This window comes from Bifidobacterium mongoliense DSM 21395 (genome assembly GCF_000741285.1).
Taxonomy (GTDB): Bacteria; Actinomycetota; Actinomycetes; order Actinomycetales; family Bifidobacteriaceae; genus Bifidobacterium; species Bifidobacterium mongoliense.
In genome coordinates, this window is sequence record NZ_JGZE01000001.1 from 232855 (window position 1) to 248698 (window position 15844).

Here is a 15844-nt window from a genome sequence, read left to right on the forward strand (position 1 = left end):
CAGGCGTCGTATCCTTGGCCATACCACATTGCCGGAGATGACTCCGGTTCTCCAGGGAAGGGGAGACCCATGCCGTTGCTCCATCAGGTCGTCGGGGTGCTCGAGGAGCTCTATCCCTTGCGGTACGCCGAACAGTGGGATGCGCCGGGACTGATCGTGGGCGATCCGTTCGATGCCGTGCACCGCATCGCGTTCGCCACCGATCCGACGCTCGCCGTGGTCGAACAGGCCGTTGAAAAGGATTGCGATCTGCTCATCTGCCATCACCCGTTGTTCTTCCGTGCCGTGCACGAGGTCAATGGCTATGGCGTGCACGGCAGGATCGTGACGATGCTGGCCCGTGCGCACTGCGCACTCTGGGTCGGCCACACCAACGCCGACAGCGCCTATCGTGGGGTGGGGCAGGCTGCGGCCGACGCCTTCGGGCTGATACGGCAGCATCCGCTCGTACCCATCGAGGATCCGGAGGCCGGCCATGAGGTGGGACTCGGCAGGGTCGGCGCGTTGCCGGAGCCGGTCACGTTGCGCGACTTCTCACGCACCGTGGCGGACGCGCTGCCGCATACCGAATACGGCATCCAGGTCGCCGGCGATCCCGAGGCTTCGGTGCGCAGCGTGTGCGTGCTGCCCGGATCGGGGGATTCATTGTTCGACGAGGCACGCGGCAGCGGCGCCGACGTCTATGTGACCAGCGACCTGCGTCACCATCCCGCCACGGACGCCTTGGAGCGGACTCGTTATGAGGCTTGGCTCAGAGGACATGGCCTGGCGGTCGGTCTGGGTGACCCGCATCCCCGCCCCATGCTGATCAACACGCCGCACAGTGCCATAGAATCGCTCTGGCTCGATTATGCGATGGAGGACGTTCCCCAGGCCGTCCTCAAGGCCACCGGCGAGGAGGTCGACCGGCCCCGCCAGATTGTCGTCAACACCGATCCATGGGCATGGTCTCTGCGATGAGCGACAACGGCCCGTCATCCTCCGCGCCCGATGGGCAGAGCAGGGGTGCCGAGGCGTCCCCGGGTCCGCGGCTGGCCAGCCAGGGCGTCGACGTGACCGTCCCCGCGCGCATCGTGAGCTCGTCGACGGTGTACCGCGGCGCCATCTTCTCCGTCGAGGACCGACGCATCGCCCTGACCGGCGCCGATGGACACGAGACGATGATCCGCCGTCAGGTGGTACGGCACTGCCCCAGCGTGGTGATGCTCGTGCATGACGAAGCCACAGATCGCTATATCCTCGAACGTGAGTACCGGGCCGGCTCCGACACCTTCGCCTACGGGCTGCCGGCCGGACTGATGGACGCGGGGGAGAGCGTCGAACATTGCGCTCTGCGAGAACTGCGCGAGGAAACCGGTGTGGTGCCCGATTCGGCCGATGACATGCGGTTCGAGTCGGCCGGTGACTGCTACTCCTCAGAGGGCATGACCGACGAACTCGTGCACATCCTGGTCCTGCATCTGCGCGCCTGGCACGAGGCCGGCCGCGACTTCGACCCGGATGAGTACGTCGATTCCTCCTGGGTCGACTGGCCGACGTTGTGCGCCTCTCCCATCAGGGAATCGAACGCCGTCATCGCCTTGCAGCACGAGATGATCCGTCGTCTGCGTCGTACCTGATCGCGGCGGCGCATCGCCGTGGCGGGGACGCGCGGGGAGCGGCGTGCCATACTGGAGGCATGCAAGTACGACCAGGATCCATGTATCCGCTCGGGGCCACGTATGACGGCGTGGGAGTGAATTTCGCCCTGTTCTCGCAGGCGGCCGACAGCGTCGAGCTCTGTCTGTTCGACGACGACGGCAACGAAACGCGCCTGCCGATGAACGAGCGCAACTCCTATGTATGGCACAACTATCTGCCCGGCATCCAACCCGGCCAGCTCTACGGCTACCGCGTGCACGGGCCCTACGACCCCGACAAGGGGCAGTGGTGCAACCCGAACAAACTGCTGCTCGACCCCTACGCCAAGGCGATCGAGGGAGGCATCGACGGGGATGAGAGCCTGTACGCCTACAGCTTCGACCATCCCGACGACCCCGGTATCATGAACACCCTCGATTCGGCGCCCCACATGATGAAGGCCGCCGTGATCAACCCCTACTTCGACTGGGGCAACGACCGCAGCCCCGGCATCGCCTACCACGATTCGGTCATCTACGAGGCGCATACCCGCGGCATGACGAATCTCAACCAGGACGTGCCGGCCGATATCCGAGGCACCTACGCCGGTCTGGCCTATCCCAGCGTCATCGGCTACCTCAAGCGTCTGGGCGTCACCACGCTCGAACTCATGCCGATCCACCAGTTCGTCAACGACCCCTTCCTGCAGAGCAAGGGGCTGAACAATTACTGGGGCTACAACACCATTGGGTTCTTCGCGCCGCACAACACGTATTCGAGCTCGGGTCAGCGCGGACAGCAGGTCAACGAGTTCAAGGCGATGGTGAAGGCCTACCACCGCGCCGGCATGGAGGTCATCCTCGACGTCGTCTACAACCACACGGCCGAGGGCAACGACCTGGGGCCGATGCTGAGTTTCAAAGGCATCGACAACCAGTCGTATTACCGGCTCGTCGACAATGACCAGCGGCACTACTTCGACACCACCGGTACGGGCAATTCCCTGCTCATGCGCTCGCCGCACGCCCTGCAGCTCATCACCGACTCGCTGCGCTACTGGGTCACCGAAATGCACGTCGACGGCTTCCGCTTCGATCTGGCCGCGACGCTCGCCCGGCAGTTCCAGGAGGTCGACAAGCTTTCGGCGTTCTTCGACATCGTGGAACAGGATCCGGTCATCTCCAGGGTCAAGCTCATCGCGGAACCGTGGGATCTGGGTTCCGGCGGCTACCAGGTCGGTGGGTTCCCCTCAAGCTGGTCCGAGTGGAACGGACGGTACCGCGATTGCGTGCGCGATTTCTGGCGCTCCCAGCCATCCACGCTGCCCGAGTTCTCGAGCCGGCTTATGGGCAGCTCGGACTTCTACGAGGTCAACGGCCGACGCCCCGTCGCCTCCGTGAACTTCATCACCGCCCATGACGGCTTCACCATGAACGATCTCGTCAGCTACAACGACAAGCACAACGAAGCGAACCTCGAGGACAACCGGGACGGCGAGAGCAACAACCGTTCGTGGAACTGCGGGGTCGAGGGGCCCACCTCGATTCGAGACGTCAACGATCTGCGTCGCCAGCAGATGCGCAACCTGTTCACCACGCTGCTTCTCTCTCAGGGCATTCCGATGATCTGCGGCGGGGACGAGATCGCACGCACCCAACAGGGCAACAACAACGCCTACTGTCAGGACAATGAGATCTCGTGGATGCACTGGGACCACGACGCCGACAAACAGGATCTGTTCGACTTCGTCTCGAAGCTCATCCATCTGCGGCTGGATCATCCGGTGCTGCACCGCCGTCGATTCTTCACCGGGCGCAGCCCGAAGGACGACAGCAATGTCATACCGCAGGCGGAATGGTTCGATCACACCGGTTCCATCATGGACCTGGACGACTGGTCGAACACCCACGCCTCATCGGTCATGCTGTTTCTCAACGGCGCCGACATCCCGGAAAGGGATCCGTTCGGCAACCGTATGGTCGACAACGATTTCATCCTCATCTTCAACGCCCACTACGAGCCGATCATGTTCACCCTGCCTGAGGCGCAGTACGGCAGCAAGTGGCAGCTCATCATCGACACCCACAACCCCGACGGGCCGGAGCTGAGCTACGAGGCTGGTTTCGCGATCACCGCCCAGTCGCGCAGCGTCCTGGTGTTGCAAAGCGCGACGAAGCCAGAGCCGGACGTGCAGACCGAATAGCGTCGATGAGAGGCTGCGGCGTTATGCCGCGTCGGGCTTGGCATGGGTTCCATCGGTCGTGCGAACACCGTAACGATGTGAGTGATGCGGCGGGTTTTGCACGCGGTACTTGGCACGGAGTAATCCACGTGAGCGCGGACAGCGGTCGGCGATCAGCGGTCGGCGGCGAGTCTGGATTCAAGTACGGGGCTGGCCGCGTCGCTGGTGGGCTCCACCGGTTCCGATAACCCGGCGGTCTGGGTGTGCATGAGCTGGGTGAGCAGACGATCGGCTTCGATCGCCGCGATCTGCCGCGAGAACACGATGAACCATCCGAGGAAGAGCAGCCCGGCCATGGCCTCGACGCTGGTGAGCGTATTGCCGCCCATGAGCCAGTACACACCCGCCAGCCCGGTCAGGGCGATGGATAGGTCCGAGGCGACGTACATGACGCGGGACAGTTGGGGGACCAGCCAGGGCAGGCCGATGAGCAGCATCGTCATGATGCCGGGAAGTCCGCGCGCGAAGACGTTGTGCATGATCGGATGCGGCGTGTACCGGAAGGTGCCGATGCCCACGAAGGCGATGCCGGACAGCGTGAGCAAGGTCGACAACGCCCCCATGCGGGCCTTGAAGTGCCCGATTTCGCCGGTGGCGCCTCCGGGCAGTTCAGTGCCCGGCCACATGCGGCGCATGCGGTACGTCGTGAGCAATTCGGAGATCGCGAAGTAGCTGATGATGACGATGCAGATGCCGGCCATGATGAGCGTCCAGTTGAACATCGAGGCGGCGAAGGTGGTCCGGTCGCCCAACTGGGAGAAGTTGTTGTGGTACCAGTACGGGTCATCGCTCGTCATGCCCGCGGTGCTCACGCCCGAAACCACGAAGAAGGGCAGGAGCGAGGCGACCGTCTTCGCGTTCATGAGCGAGGCCTGCACGAAGGTGACGTAGCCGGCGATGCCCGAGAAGCAGGCGCACAGGGCGATCATGTAGTCGACGAATGCCCGGCCCATGAGGTCGTTGACGACGCCGAGCACCATGAAGATGGTCAGGAACAGCGTGGAGGCGTATACGATCGAGAGGGCGAGGATCTCGATGATGCGCCGCAGCGGGGCGATCCAGCCATGGTCGAGCGTGAGCGAGCGGGACCTGCCGGCGTATCCGACGATGAACGAGACGACGCCGCTGGCGGCCACGATGGCCGAAAACGCCATGAACAGACGACGACTGACCAGCCAGATGGCCGGGGCGGTGTGCTGGTAGAGCGCCATGGCGACGCCGCCGATGATCGCGCAAAACAGGAAGGACACCAGTCCCGCGGCTTCCGCATGCTGATGACGTCGCATAGACCGGTCCTTTCTCAACGACTGCCATTCTAGCGGGAAGGCGTCCAAAGAGGCCGCGTCCGGTCCAACCGTGTTATACAATGATGCATTGTGCCCTCGGGCGCATCGGGATGTAGCGCAGCTTGGTAGCGCGCCTGCTTTGGGAGCAGGATGTCGCAGGTTCAAATCCTGTCATCCCGACTTATGGACCGGAATCGTTGGAATATCAATGGTTCCGGTGTATGGTCTTCACCATCTTCAGGTCGTTGCCGATGTCGCTGGACCGCTCAGCGAGGGTAAGGCGCAGGTGTTGAGGCATGATGCGGTTGCGTCCGTGTACGCTCGTTCCCGATCGGGGTCACCGCCACCAGGAGAGGTCCTCCGCCGGCAGCCGGTATGACTCGTGCCCGGTGGAATCGGCCTTGCCGATCGACAGGATCATGACCGGCACATACCGGCTCTCATCCAGCCCAAATGCCGCCGCGATGCGATCCTCCTCGAACCCGCCGATCGGGTTCGTGTCGTAGCCGTGGGACCGTGCGACGAGCATGAACTGCATGGCGAAGAGACTGGAGTCGATCTTGACCACGTCGTTCATCTTCTGCCGGCTGTACTTCCTGTAGATGGGCACGATCGCGGCCGTCTTCGTCTTGGCCATGAGCGAGCTCATGAGCCCACGCTTCGTGGCGCCCGCGTAGATGCGGTCGGCGTTCTCATAGCATTGCATGTCGCCGAAGATGACGATCATGGCGGAGGACGTGGCGTTCTGGCGCGTATTGAACCGGATCAGCGGTTTGAGGGTCGCTCGGCCCTCCTTCGATTCGACGATGAGGAAACGCCACGGCTGCATGTTCACCGATGATGGGGCCTTCGCCGCTTCGTCGAGCATCTCCAGCATCTCGGAGCGCGGTATGGCGACGTCCGCGTCGTACTTGCGTATCGAGCGCCGTCCCTCGAGGATATCGGTGAATGCGTTGGTTGCCAGAGGCGTGGTCATGGGATGGTTCCTTTCATGAGGTCCGGTCCATCCTGCCACGCGGGCGCCGTGGATGTCCCATGGTTTCGTGCACGGCTGACCGATTCGTCGAGCCGGGTATGGACGGGTGTCGGGTCGGTGCATCGCATCCGTCGACCTGGTTGGTATGGTGACTCGTGTCGTATACGCGAGGGTGATGGCTTGAAAGGGGCGCGATGACACAGGGAAGCGTTGATGAGGTTCGTTCGGAGCGACGGGGGAACGTGTTTTCCGCGCAATGCCCGTGCCGTGAGCTGCTGGATATCGTGGCGAGCAAATGGTCGGTGATGGTCATCGAAGCCCTGTGTGATGCACCGCAGCGCTTCGGTGCTTTGCGTCGCCGACTCGATGGGGTGTCGCCCAAGGTGCTCACGTCGACGTTGCGACGTCTGGAGGACGCCGGGTTGCTCATGCGTACGGTGTATCCCCAGGTGCCGTTGCGCGTGGAATACGCCCTGACCGATGACGGTCGCAGCGCCGTCGTCCCGTTGCGAGGCATCAGGTTGTGGGCCGAATCCCATTACGGCATGGCACTGGATGTTGCCCGTCGGAATCGTTCGCTGCCCAACTGAGAGACACGGATACGCGGATGCCGACGCCTGCGTTACCGCAGGGTAACCTGCCGTCCTTGCGGGTAACCACGTCGGGAAGGCTAGTGTGCGGTCATGGAATCATTCGAAAGGAATGCAATGATGACTGTGGACACCAAGACCGACACGAAGACCGATATGGGTACCGATACGGATACGGCGCGGACGATGCGCGCGGTGGTCAACCGTGCGGGAGGTCCAATCGATGGACCCGAATCGTTGATGGACGCCCGGGTTCCCGTGCCGCGAGGCCCGAACGGGCATGATCTGCTGGTGCGCGTCGAAGCCGTGTCGGTGAACCCCGTGGATGTGAAGGTGCGGGCCTCGCACCGTGGATCTCGCGACGGGATCCTCGGATACGATGCGTCCGGGACCGTCGAGCGCGTGGGGGAGGAGGTCACCCTGTTTCGTCCCGGCGACGAGGTCTTCTATGCGGGCGACATCACCCGTCCCGGTTCCAACGCGACCCTGCAGCTCGTCGACGAGCGCATCGTCGGGCACCGGCCCCGGCGACTCGACGCCACCGACGCCGCGGCGCTGCCGCTGACGGGCCTGACCGCGTGGGAGGCGCTGTTCGACAAGCTCAGGCTGACCCGTGAGAGCACCGGGACACTGCTGGTGGTGGGCGCGGCGGGTGGCGTCGGATCCATGCTCATCCAGCTCGCCACACGGCTCACGGGCATGAGAGTCATCGCGCTCGCCTCCCGTCCGGAGTCGGCCGATTGGGTGAGGAGGATGGGAGCCGACCATGTCGTGGACTAGCGCGATCCCGGTTGCGCCAAGCGCATACAGGCGCTCGCCCCCGGCGGCGTGGACGCGGTGTTCAGTGCGTGGAGCAAGGGGAACATCGGACTGTACGCCAAGGTGATGCGACCGTTCGGCCGCATCGCCGCCATCGACGACGAGTGGCATCTCGACTGGTATGTACTCAAGGACAAGGCGCTGTCATGGGAATGGGAGTTCATGTTCGCCCGGTCCAAGCACCATGCCGCCGACATGGTCCGTCAGCATGACATCCTCGAGCAAATCGCGCATATGATCGACGCCGGAGACCTGGTCTCGACGGTCACCACGCGATTCGAAGGCATCGACGCGGCGCACCTGCGGCGTGCCCACGCCCTCGTGGAGACCGGCCATGGCATCGGAAAGGTGGTCGTCGGCTGCTAGGCCTCATCCTCGGGCTCGAGCCGTCCGGTCAGGTCGTGCACGATGCGTTCGATGCCTCCGGCGAGTTCGCTGCGCTCCGTGACGCCGGTGTCATGGAAGCGCCGGCGCCACCAGTCGCTGCGGATGCGGCGGACCGTATCGACGACGTCGTCGCCGGCGGGGGTGGTTTCCAGCAGCAAGGATTTCCCTTTGCCGCATACGCGGCGCACATAGGCGGCGGTTTCGAGCCTTCCCACCTCGCGGGTGGTCAGCCCCTTGTCGATGGCGAGGTAGTTCGAGACGCGCTGCTGGTTGATGCCGGGGGCGTCGTGGATGGCCAGCAGGATGCAGGCGGCGGTCGGATTGAGACCCAGATCCTTGAACTCCCGGGCCGTGTCCTTGTAGTACAGACGATGCAATATCGAGATGTCCTGCGCCAAATACCCCACATCGCGCATCACGCCCACCGCCATTCCTGATCACCCGTGTCCTCACGCCGTTCGTCGCGCCGTCATGGATGGTGCAACGTGGCCTTAGTCACAGACTAGCCGGATTCGTGACGTGAATCACAGAGGACACCCCGGCATATGTGTTGACACATCAACATATGACTCCTACGGTGGCTCATATGACGGTTGCGGATGTGATGCACAACCGCAACACGTGCTAAGCGTCGCCCGGATGCATGTCCTCCGATACGACGAACCACGTGACATCGTCAAGCAACGTACAACACACGCAAGGGGACTGATATGGAAACCATGCAAAGAGCGTCGGTCGTGCAACCGACGGCAGTCGAGAGCGATACACGGATGGATGGGGCGCCTCAAGATCAGATGCTGGCCTCCGAAGCGCTCGTCCGGTCGATGCTCGACCACGGCATCCAATACGTGTTCGGCATACCGGGGGCGAAGGTCGATCAGCTCTTCGAGACCCTGCAGTATTCCAAGGCGCCGGGCACGCCGCGACTCATCATCACGAGGCATGAGCAGGATGCGGCGCTCATGGCAGCCGGGGTCGGACGCATGACCGGCACGCCGGGGGTGGCCGTCGCCACATCGGGCCCCGGGGCTTCGAACCTCGCCACCGGACTGGTCACGGCGACCGCCGAAGGGGACCCCGTCATCGCGATCGCTGGCCAGGTGCCGCGCAATGACGTGTCCCGTCTGACCCACCAGAGCATCGACAGTCGCGGACTGATGGCGCCCATCACCAAAAGCAGCGTTGAGGTCCAGGATCCCGACACCCTATCAGAGTCGTTCGCCAACGCCTATGCGGTGGCCACGAATTCCAAGCAAGGGGCCGTGTTCCTCTCGGTGCCGCAGGACGTGATGGGCCACACCGTTGCGCGTGAGCACATGGAACGCATACCCGTATACCAGCAGCAAGAGCCCGACCCCTCGAGCGTGTCCATGCTCATCGAACGCATCCGGACCGCCAAGCTGCCCGTCATCCTCGCGGGCATGAGGGCCTCGGAGCGCGAGACCGCCGACGCCCTGCGCCGATTCCTGGCCATCAATCATCTGCCGGTGGTCGAGACGTTCCAAGGCGCCGGCATCATCTCGCATGATCTTGAGCGGCTGTACTTCGGCCGGGTCGGACTCTTCCGCAATCAGCCGGGCGACGAGATCCTGCGTCGCAGCGACCTGGTCATCACTCTCGGGTACGACCCCATCGAGTACGAGGCTCGCAACTGGAACGCGGACCGTCACGCGCCCATCATCTGCATCGATGACGTGATTCCCGAGCTGACCAAGGAATTCCAGCCCGACACGGTCATCTCCTACGGCATCGCCCCCGTGTTGCGGGCCCTGACGGCATTGTGCGAGGCCAACGGCGGCGCTTCGTCGTGGCATCTGCCCGACAGTTCGCGCGAGTATCTCGACGGGCTGCGGCGCAGGCTTGAGTCGAACAGCGCGCCGAAGGGGACGTCCGAGGGCGGCGACGCCACGCCGGTGCATCCGCTTCGCATCATCGACGCCCTGCAGCAACGCGTGAGCGACGATATGACCGTCAGCGTCGACGTCGGCAGCCATTACATCTGGATGGCCCGGAATTTCCGCAGCTACGAGCCGCGTCACCTGCTGTTCAGCAACGGCATGCAGACCCTCGGGGTGGGACTGCCGTGGGCGATCGCCGCCGCCTTGGTCCGTCCGGGCAGCACGGTGGTGTCGGTGTCCGGCGACGGCGGATTCCTCTTCTCCGGCCAGGAGCTCGACGTGGCCGTGCGCGAGCATCTGCATATCGTCCAACTCATCTGGAACGACGACCATTACGACATGGTCCGCTTCCAGGAGGTCGCGAAGTACGGCAGAGATGCCGGTGTGGCGTTGGGACATGTCGATTTCGTGCACTACGCCGAGAGTTTCGGCGCCCGCGGGGTCCACGTTGGCAACGGCACGTCGCTGGAGGACGCGCTGGATTGGGCGTTCGCCCAGGACGGCCCTGTCGTCGTCGACATCCCCGTCGACTATTCCCACAACCACGAGCTCAAGGAATCACTGATCCCGGAAGGACTCAGCTGATTTCCGAAGGACACCATCCATCCCGGAACCGCCGCCGCAGGCCTCCACAAGACAGTCTCGGCGTGCGATTCCCCATCAATCTCACGAGTTCCAACTCTCGCGGTCTCGCGCACCAGCACGGTTCCGCATTGGCAGGGTCCCACAAGGACCACGGAAAGCGATACATCATGACATCGGTAATCGATCGGCCTGGCACCACATTCGACAGCGACCTGAGCATGGAGGCCTCCGAGCTTCTCACGAGCCGGAAGGGACCTGCCCCGGACGCGCATACGTTATACCAGCACGGTACCTTGGCCCTACTGGTGCCCGGGCTACTGGACGGCACGCTCACCATGGGCGAGCTCCTGCGCCACGGCGACACCGGCATCGGTACGGGGGAGGGTCTGGATGGCGAGATCGTCATCCTGCACGGCACGCCGTACCAGGTGCGCCACGACGGCAGCATCGTGGTGGTGTCGGATGCCTTCACCCTGCCGTTCGCCAACGTCCACCATGCGTCGTTCACCCCGGTGCGTCGGATTGCGGACGTCACGGCCACGGCGCTGACCGACTGGCTGCCCACCGTGATGGGCACGACGAATACGTTCTTCGCCACGCGGATCACCGGCAGGTTCTCGGGCATGCGCACCCGGGTGTTCGCCAAGCAGCCGAGGCCATACCCCACACTCGAGCACACCGCCGAACATCAGCGGACCTTCGGTGCGGACGAGACCCAAGGCACCCTGCTTGCCTACTATTCCCCGCAGCTGTTCAACGGCATCGCGGTCGGCGGGTTCCACATCCACTATCTGGCGGACGATCTGTCGATCGGCGGCCACGTGCTCGACTTCCACGTCGAGGATGCCCAGGTGTCGGTGCAGCGCTTCGACACGTTGCAGGAGCATCTTCCGGTGGCCAGCGCTCCCTACTCGTCACATGACTTCGCCGACGACGACATCGCCGGCGCCATCGCCAAGTCGGAGTGAACCGGGGTCGGTGGCATCAGGGTCGCAACCCCGGGGCGTGACGGTGGGGTTCTGATACGAACCGTCATACGCGTTCTGATCGTTTGCGACTCCGGTGAGCACGGGTGCAACTCGACGCTGTCATGTTGCACCCGTGCTCACCGCCGTCAGCCCAGTATCCGTGGGATATAGCGTTGCATGAGGAATGCCCCCACCAAGCCGCAACATCCGATGAGCACTGCGGCGGCCGGCAGACCCGTCAATGCGGTCATCGCGGAGATCGACAACGGGCCCAGCGCGGAACCGGAATCGGTGAACGTACGCCACGCCCCCAGGAATCCAGGCATGTCCTTCGGGGCGTACCGGGAGGCCAGATCGGCGCCGAGCGTCATAACGATGCCGCTGCCCAACCCGTTCGCCAGCGAGATGACGATCGCCACGGCGATATACCCCCACTCGGCCGTGGCCAAGGGGATGAGCAGATGGCCGAGTCCGATGCCGAGCAGCACGGGCACCGCCGCCCAACGTCTGCCGAACCGGTCCATGACCTGGCCCGATGTGTAGAACAGCGACAGGTCCACGGCTCCCGCAATGCCCATGATGAGTGCGATATGGGGTGACGAGATCCCCAGGTGCACGCCCCACAACGGCAGAATGACCTGCCTTGAGGCGCGCATCATCTGTAGTATGCCTGCCGCCGAACCCAATCTGATCAATACCGTGAAGTACCGGGCGATCGGTGAGCCTCGACGGGGTTCGGTCGTCGCGATGGGTGCGGTGGTTGCGTCGGCTGTGGTGGCTGTGGGTGCTGTGGCTGCTGACGATGGTAAGTCTTGGGCAACGCGGCCCGATGGCGATGGGTTCGCAGCGGTGGCTGTGGGCGAGATGACGGCCGTCGTGGCGTCGAGCTTCGCCTGGACGGTGTGCGTCCTGGATCGGCGGGATTCGGCCTTGGCCCTGTTGCGGCTGAGCACTTGCTCGGGGTCGGGCATGACTTTCAGGGCGACGAGAACGGCCACGCAGGCTACCACATGGATCCAGTAGACGCTGTGCGATCCGGTGAGGGCGATAACGGGTGAGGCGATGAAGGGGCCTATGAAATAGCCGATGCGGGAGGTGCCGCCGAGCATCGACATGGCGCGCGCCCGGTACCATGACGGTGTCCATGCCGTCAGGAAGGCGTGACGTGCGAGATTGAAGGTGACCGAGGCGATGCCGATCATGAGCACGCCGGCTGCGAGCATCGGCAGATTCGGGGCGTACCGGCATACGATGGCCGAGATGATGGCGATGGTGGCGGCCAGACGCATGGCGAAGGTCTCGCCCCACTTCGCTACGACGAACCCGCTGGGCAGGTCGCCGATCACGACGCCGATCATGAGTAGACCGGAGATGATGCCCGCCGTCGCCATATTCGCGCCGAGTGCCCTGGCCGTCAGCGGTACGACGGGGATCAGGGCGCCCTCGCCCGTGGCGAAGAGGATCGCGGGGAGGTAGACGGGGATGAACAGATGGCGAAGGAAATCGGTCTCCTGCGCTTCGGAGGGTGACGATGTCATTTGTGTCATGCGTTGCCCGCCTCAGTGTTCGTTCCGGCGACCGATTCGTCGGCAAGACGAAGCGCGGGCTCGATGAGACGGGGGCCGTCGCCGGTGATGGGCTCGACCTCGTGCTGTCGCAGCGTCACCGAGATGTTGACCGACCGCGCCGCGGCCTTGGGCACGATGGATGAGCCGGGAATCGAGGGATCGATCCAATCGGCCAGGAGGTCGGGCCCCACGAGCACCGGCATGCGGTCGTGCACGGCGGCGGCTTTCCCGATCGCCGCACGGGTGAATATCGTGCAGGTCAGGAGGCCACGCCACCATGCGTAGAGCCCTGCGGCGAACAACGGAGCGTCGTCGGCCGGGTGGAAATACCACGGTGAGTGGTCCTTCGCCCGTTCGTAGTACCCGGTCATGGGAATGAGCGCACGGGTGCCGCGGGCGCTGTCGGACCAGGTGCGTTTCGTCAGAGCGGTCTCGATGCGGGCGTTGAACGTCGGATACACAAGCCGGTCGGTGGATGACCATGCGGGGACAAGCGACCAGGTCGCAGGTGCCAGGTGCCGCATTCCCCGACGATCCTGCGCAAGCAACCCGATTGTGGCGTGGGGCCGCAGGTTCCATGATGGCGCGGGGCAGGCCGGGCGAGCACTCGGCCTCGCATTCTAGTCCCAGTTTGCCCCAGTCGAGGTCAGCGGCGAATCGTCCACACATGGCTGCCATGGTATCCCGTGCTTCGTATCGGTCGATAGTGATGGCGACATGCGCACCGTGGAAGCATGGATATGTGTGTGAATAAGCGTGGACGAACAGGGGATGTGGATGAACGGGGATATGGATGAACGGGGATATGGATGAACGAGGATGTACGTGGATATTCCTGAGGGCACAACCCCGTGTGCCCGGGTAGCATGGTGAGCACTTGACGCCGGTTCGCCGGTCCATCGAGGGGTACGCGCAACGACACCGCAAGGCAAGGAGCATGACATGACCGGATCCATCACCACAGCCAAAGTGCTGATCATCACCCAGAACTGGGGGATCGAGGAGACCGAGCTCACGCGGCCGCTGCGCGATCTGCGCAAGGCGGGCGCGCGTGTGACTCTCGCCGCTGCGGAGCAGGCCCCCGTGGAGACGCTGCAACATGATCGCTACGAAGGCGAACGACTTGACCCGGATACCACATACGATCAGGTGCATGCCGAGGATTACGATCTGTTGGTCGTCCCCGGCGGCACGACAAACGTCGACCGGCTGCGGGTCGCCGAGGACCCCATCGCGTTGGCGCAGGCGTTCGCCAAGGCGGGCAAGCCCATCGCGGCCATCTGCCACGGCGCATGGCTGTTGGTCAATGCGGATCTCCTGGGCGGCAAGACATTGACGAGCACGCGATACATCAAACGCGATGTCGAGAACGCCGGCGGCGTGCAGGTCAATGAACCCGTGCATATCGACGACGCCCAAGGGTGGCGGCTTATCACCTCCCGCAAGCCCGACGATCTTGACGCTTTCGTCGGAGCCATCAAGGACACGTTGGGGTAACCGGATCGTCTCGGCGGCCCTGCCGACAAGCGTTCCGGACAGCGTTCGGGACAGCGTTACCGAAAGCGTTACCGAAAGCGTTCGCGATAGCGCACGCGGCAAGCGTTACCGGGAACGCTGTCGACAGCACATCCGACAGCACACAGAGACGTCATCGCGGTTCAAAAGCAGTGGCCTCCGTCCAAGATCTTGGGGACGCAGGCCACTGCTGTCCTGTGTGCGCTCGGGATTTCTCCGTAGGTCATTCGGTGTATTCGGGTGTTGATCAGGATGCTCACCAGGGTGTTCAAGCAGTGTTTATTCGTGGACTTATCCGAGTGTGTATTCGTGACCGGATGCCAGCGTGATTGTCTGGTGACGAGATGTTCGGTTGTCTGCCGGTGTGTCCAAGGGATGGAAGGTTGCGGCTCATGCCGATCAGGCAACTGGGGTGATACAGAAAAACAACCGCGGAATATGGCCCCTCGATTTTTGTATTAGGCGACTTGTCTATGCGAATCGTCGACTTGTGTCGGTGAATCGACGACCCTTGTATGCGAATCGTCGACTTGCGTCAGTCAATCCGCGACTCATCTCAGTGAATCGGCGACACCGCCGGAAGGCAATTTGGACGAGGTCAGTGGATGACCATGTGGCAGGCCAACACAACCATGGTCACGCCGATGACCGAATCGAGGATCACCCACGCGGTGTCGCTGCGGAACAGCCGTGACATCTTGGTGGACATGAGGCCGAGCAACGTGAACCACGTCACGCTGCACAGCATCGCGCCCGAAGCGAAGTCCCATTTGAAGTCGGCGCCGTAGGTGGCCGCAATGCCGCCGAGCAGGACGACGGTGTCGAGATAGACGCCCGGATTGAGGAATGTGAAACCGAGGCATTGCATGATGGCGCTCTTCAACGATGACGTTTCGTCAGTCTGGTCCTCGGGCATGACGGCCGTCACCCTGACCTTCGGCCTGACGTCGGCGGATGTCTGGGCGATGGCGACGGTGCCATCCGATTGCGGGACGACGACCCGCCGTGCGACCCTGGCATGCCGCATGTCATGTAGCCGGCGTAGCACGCGATGGAAGGCCATGGCCCCATACGCCGCTAACACCGCGGCCCCCAACCAGGTCAATGCGGTAAGTACCGCGGCGTGACTCGTCACGATGCGTCCCATGCCCTGGGTGCCCACGCTGATGAGTGTGAGGTCTGCAGCGATGCAGATGACAATGATCGGCAGCATATGTGAACGCGCTATACCCTGGCGGATGATGAAGGCGTTCTGGGCCCCCACCGCGACGATGATGCCGGCTTGGGTGGTGAATCCCGACATGAGGATGGGCAGTGACAACAGGTTCATACCGGCGACGATAGTGTCTCGTTGAAAACAAGTACAACTAACATTTCTAATAAGTCATCA

At 63.4% G+C, this 15844-nt stretch carries 15 protein-coding genes and 1 tRNA gene; 10 read left to right on the top strand and 6 right to left on the bottom strand.

The genetic code is table 11. The features are described from left to right. The first annotated feature begins 69 nt into the window (after positions 1 to 69). From BMON_RS01020 to glgX, 3 genes are read left to right on the top strand one after another with little or no spacing between them, the layout of a single operon-like run. Complete coding sequence (locus BMON_RS01020) at positions 70 to 960, top strand: Nif3-like dinuclear metal center hexameric protein (protein WP_033511034.1); 891 nt, start codon at positions 70 to 72, stop codon at positions 958 to 960. Beyond that, complete coding sequence (locus BMON_RS01025) at positions 957 to 1619, top strand: NUDIX hydrolase (RefSeq protein ID WP_152595686.1); 663 nt, start codon at positions 957 to 959, stop codon at positions 1617 to 1619. Before BMON_RS01020 ends, BMON_RS01025 begins: the two co-directional genes overlap by 4 nt. A gap of 59 nt (positions 1620 to 1678) precedes the next feature. Continuing rightward, a complete protein-coding gene (glgX, locus tag BMON_RS01030) occupies positions 1679 to 3823 on the top strand; it encodes a glycogen debranching protein GlgX (RefSeq protein ID WP_152595685.1) in 2145 nt (714 codons plus the stop codon). A gap of 152 nt (positions 3824 to 3975) precedes the next feature. Here the strand turns inward: glgX and BMON_RS01035 are convergent, their stop codons facing one another. After that, on the bottom strand, positions 3976 to 5148 hold the full coding sequence (locus tag BMON_RS01035) for a hypothetical protein (RefSeq protein ID WP_033511030.1): 1173 nt from the start codon (positions 5146 to 5148) through the stop codon (positions 3976 to 3978). Positions 5149 to 5254: 106 nt separating this feature from the next. Between BMON_RS01035 and BMON_RS01040 the strand changes: the two genes are divergently transcribed. Further along, positions 5255 to 5328, top strand: a tRNA-Pro gene (locus BMON_RS01040). 157 nt (positions 5329 to 5485) lie between these two features. Here the strand turns inward: BMON_RS01040 and BMON_RS01045 are convergent. Then, entirely contained in the window at positions 5486 to 6124 is a 639-nt protein-coding gene (locus BMON_RS01045) for a nitroreductase family protein (protein WP_033511028.1), read from the bottom strand. A gap of 194 nt (positions 6125 to 6318) precedes the next feature. Here BMON_RS01045 and BMON_RS01050 point away from each other — a divergent pair, with 194 nt between their 5' ends. The 3 genes from BMON_RS01050 to BMON_RS10220 all read left to right on the top strand — a co-directional run bounded on the left by BMON_RS01050 (position 6319) and on the right by BMON_RS10220 (position 7899). Beyond that, a complete protein-coding gene (locus BMON_RS01050; RefSeq protein WP_051917699.1) occupies positions 6319 to 6714 on the top strand; it encodes a winged helix-turn-helix transcriptional regulator in 396 nt (131 codons plus the stop codon). A 117-nt stretch (positions 6715 to 6831) separates the two neighbouring features. Further along, positions 6832 to 7494, top strand: coding sequence for an alcohol dehydrogenase catalytic domain-containing protein (locus tag BMON_RS10215; protein ID WP_202805424.1), 663 nt, complete (start codon positions 6832 to 6834; stop codon positions 7492 to 7494). 24 nt (positions 7495 to 7518) lie between these two features. Next, entirely contained in the window at positions 7519 to 7899 is a 381-nt protein-coding gene (locus BMON_RS10220) for a zinc-binding dehydrogenase (RefSeq protein WP_272944892.1), read from the top strand. Here the strand turns inward: BMON_RS10220 and BMON_RS01060 are convergent. Beyond that, a complete protein-coding gene (locus BMON_RS01060; protein ID WP_123644650.1) occupies positions 7896 to 8336 on the bottom strand; it encodes a MarR family winged helix-turn-helix transcriptional regulator in 441 nt (146 codons plus the stop codon). The two genes, BMON_RS10220 and BMON_RS01060, sit on opposite strands and share 4 nt — an antisense overlap. A 294-nt stretch (positions 8337 to 8630) precedes the next feature. Between BMON_RS01060 and alsS the strand changes: the two genes are divergently transcribed. Together alsS and budA are read left to right on the top strand one after the other, a co-directional pair. Next, on the top strand, positions 8631 to 10403 hold the full coding sequence (gene alsS / locus BMON_RS01065) for an acetolactate synthase AlsS (RefSeq protein ID WP_169740299.1): 1773 nt from the start codon (positions 8631 to 8633) through the stop codon (positions 10401 to 10403). A 167-nt stretch (positions 10404 to 10570) separates the two neighbouring features. Next, positions 10571 to 11371, top strand: a complete 801-nt coding sequence (gene budA / locus BMON_RS01070) for an acetolactate decarboxylase (protein ID WP_237745271.1) — start codon at positions 10571 to 10573, stop codon at positions 11369 to 11371. Positions 11372 to 11517: 146 nt separating this feature from the next. On the opposite strand, the gene BMON_RS01075 is transcribed toward budA, so the two are convergent. Both BMON_RS01075 and BMON_RS01080 read right to left on the bottom strand, forming a co-directional pair. Beyond that, positions 11518 to 12918 carry an MFS transporter gene (locus BMON_RS01075; RefSeq protein WP_202805427.1) on the bottom strand — a complete coding sequence of 467 codons (1401 nt, stop codon included), beginning with the start codon at positions 12916 to 12918 and terminating at the stop codon, positions 11518 to 11520. Continuing rightward, positions 12915 to 13487 (bottom strand): SOS response-associated peptidase, encoded by a 573-nt coding sequence (locus BMON_RS01080; RefSeq protein WP_237745272.1) that lies wholly within the window; start codon positions 13485 to 13487, stop codon positions 12915 to 12917. Before BMON_RS01080 ends, BMON_RS01075 begins: the two co-directional genes overlap by 4 nt. A gap of 394 nt (positions 13488 to 13881) precedes the next feature. Here BMON_RS01080 and BMON_RS01085 point away from each other — a divergent pair, with 394 nt between their 5' ends. Continuing rightward, complete coding sequence (locus BMON_RS01085; protein ID WP_033511021.1) at positions 13882 to 14436, top strand: type 1 glutamine amidotransferase domain-containing protein; 555 nt, start codon at positions 13882 to 13884, stop codon at positions 14434 to 14436. 616 nt (positions 14437 to 15052) lie between these two features. Here BMON_RS01085 and BMON_RS01090 read toward each other — a convergent pair. Beyond that, the gene (locus BMON_RS01090) at positions 15053 to 15784 is read right to left on the bottom strand and encodes a LysE/ArgO family amino acid transporter (protein WP_034881661.1); all 732 of its coding nucleotides are present in this window, start codon (positions 15782 to 15784) and stop codon (positions 15053 to 15055) included. Positions 15785 to 15844: the final 60 nt, after the last annotated feature.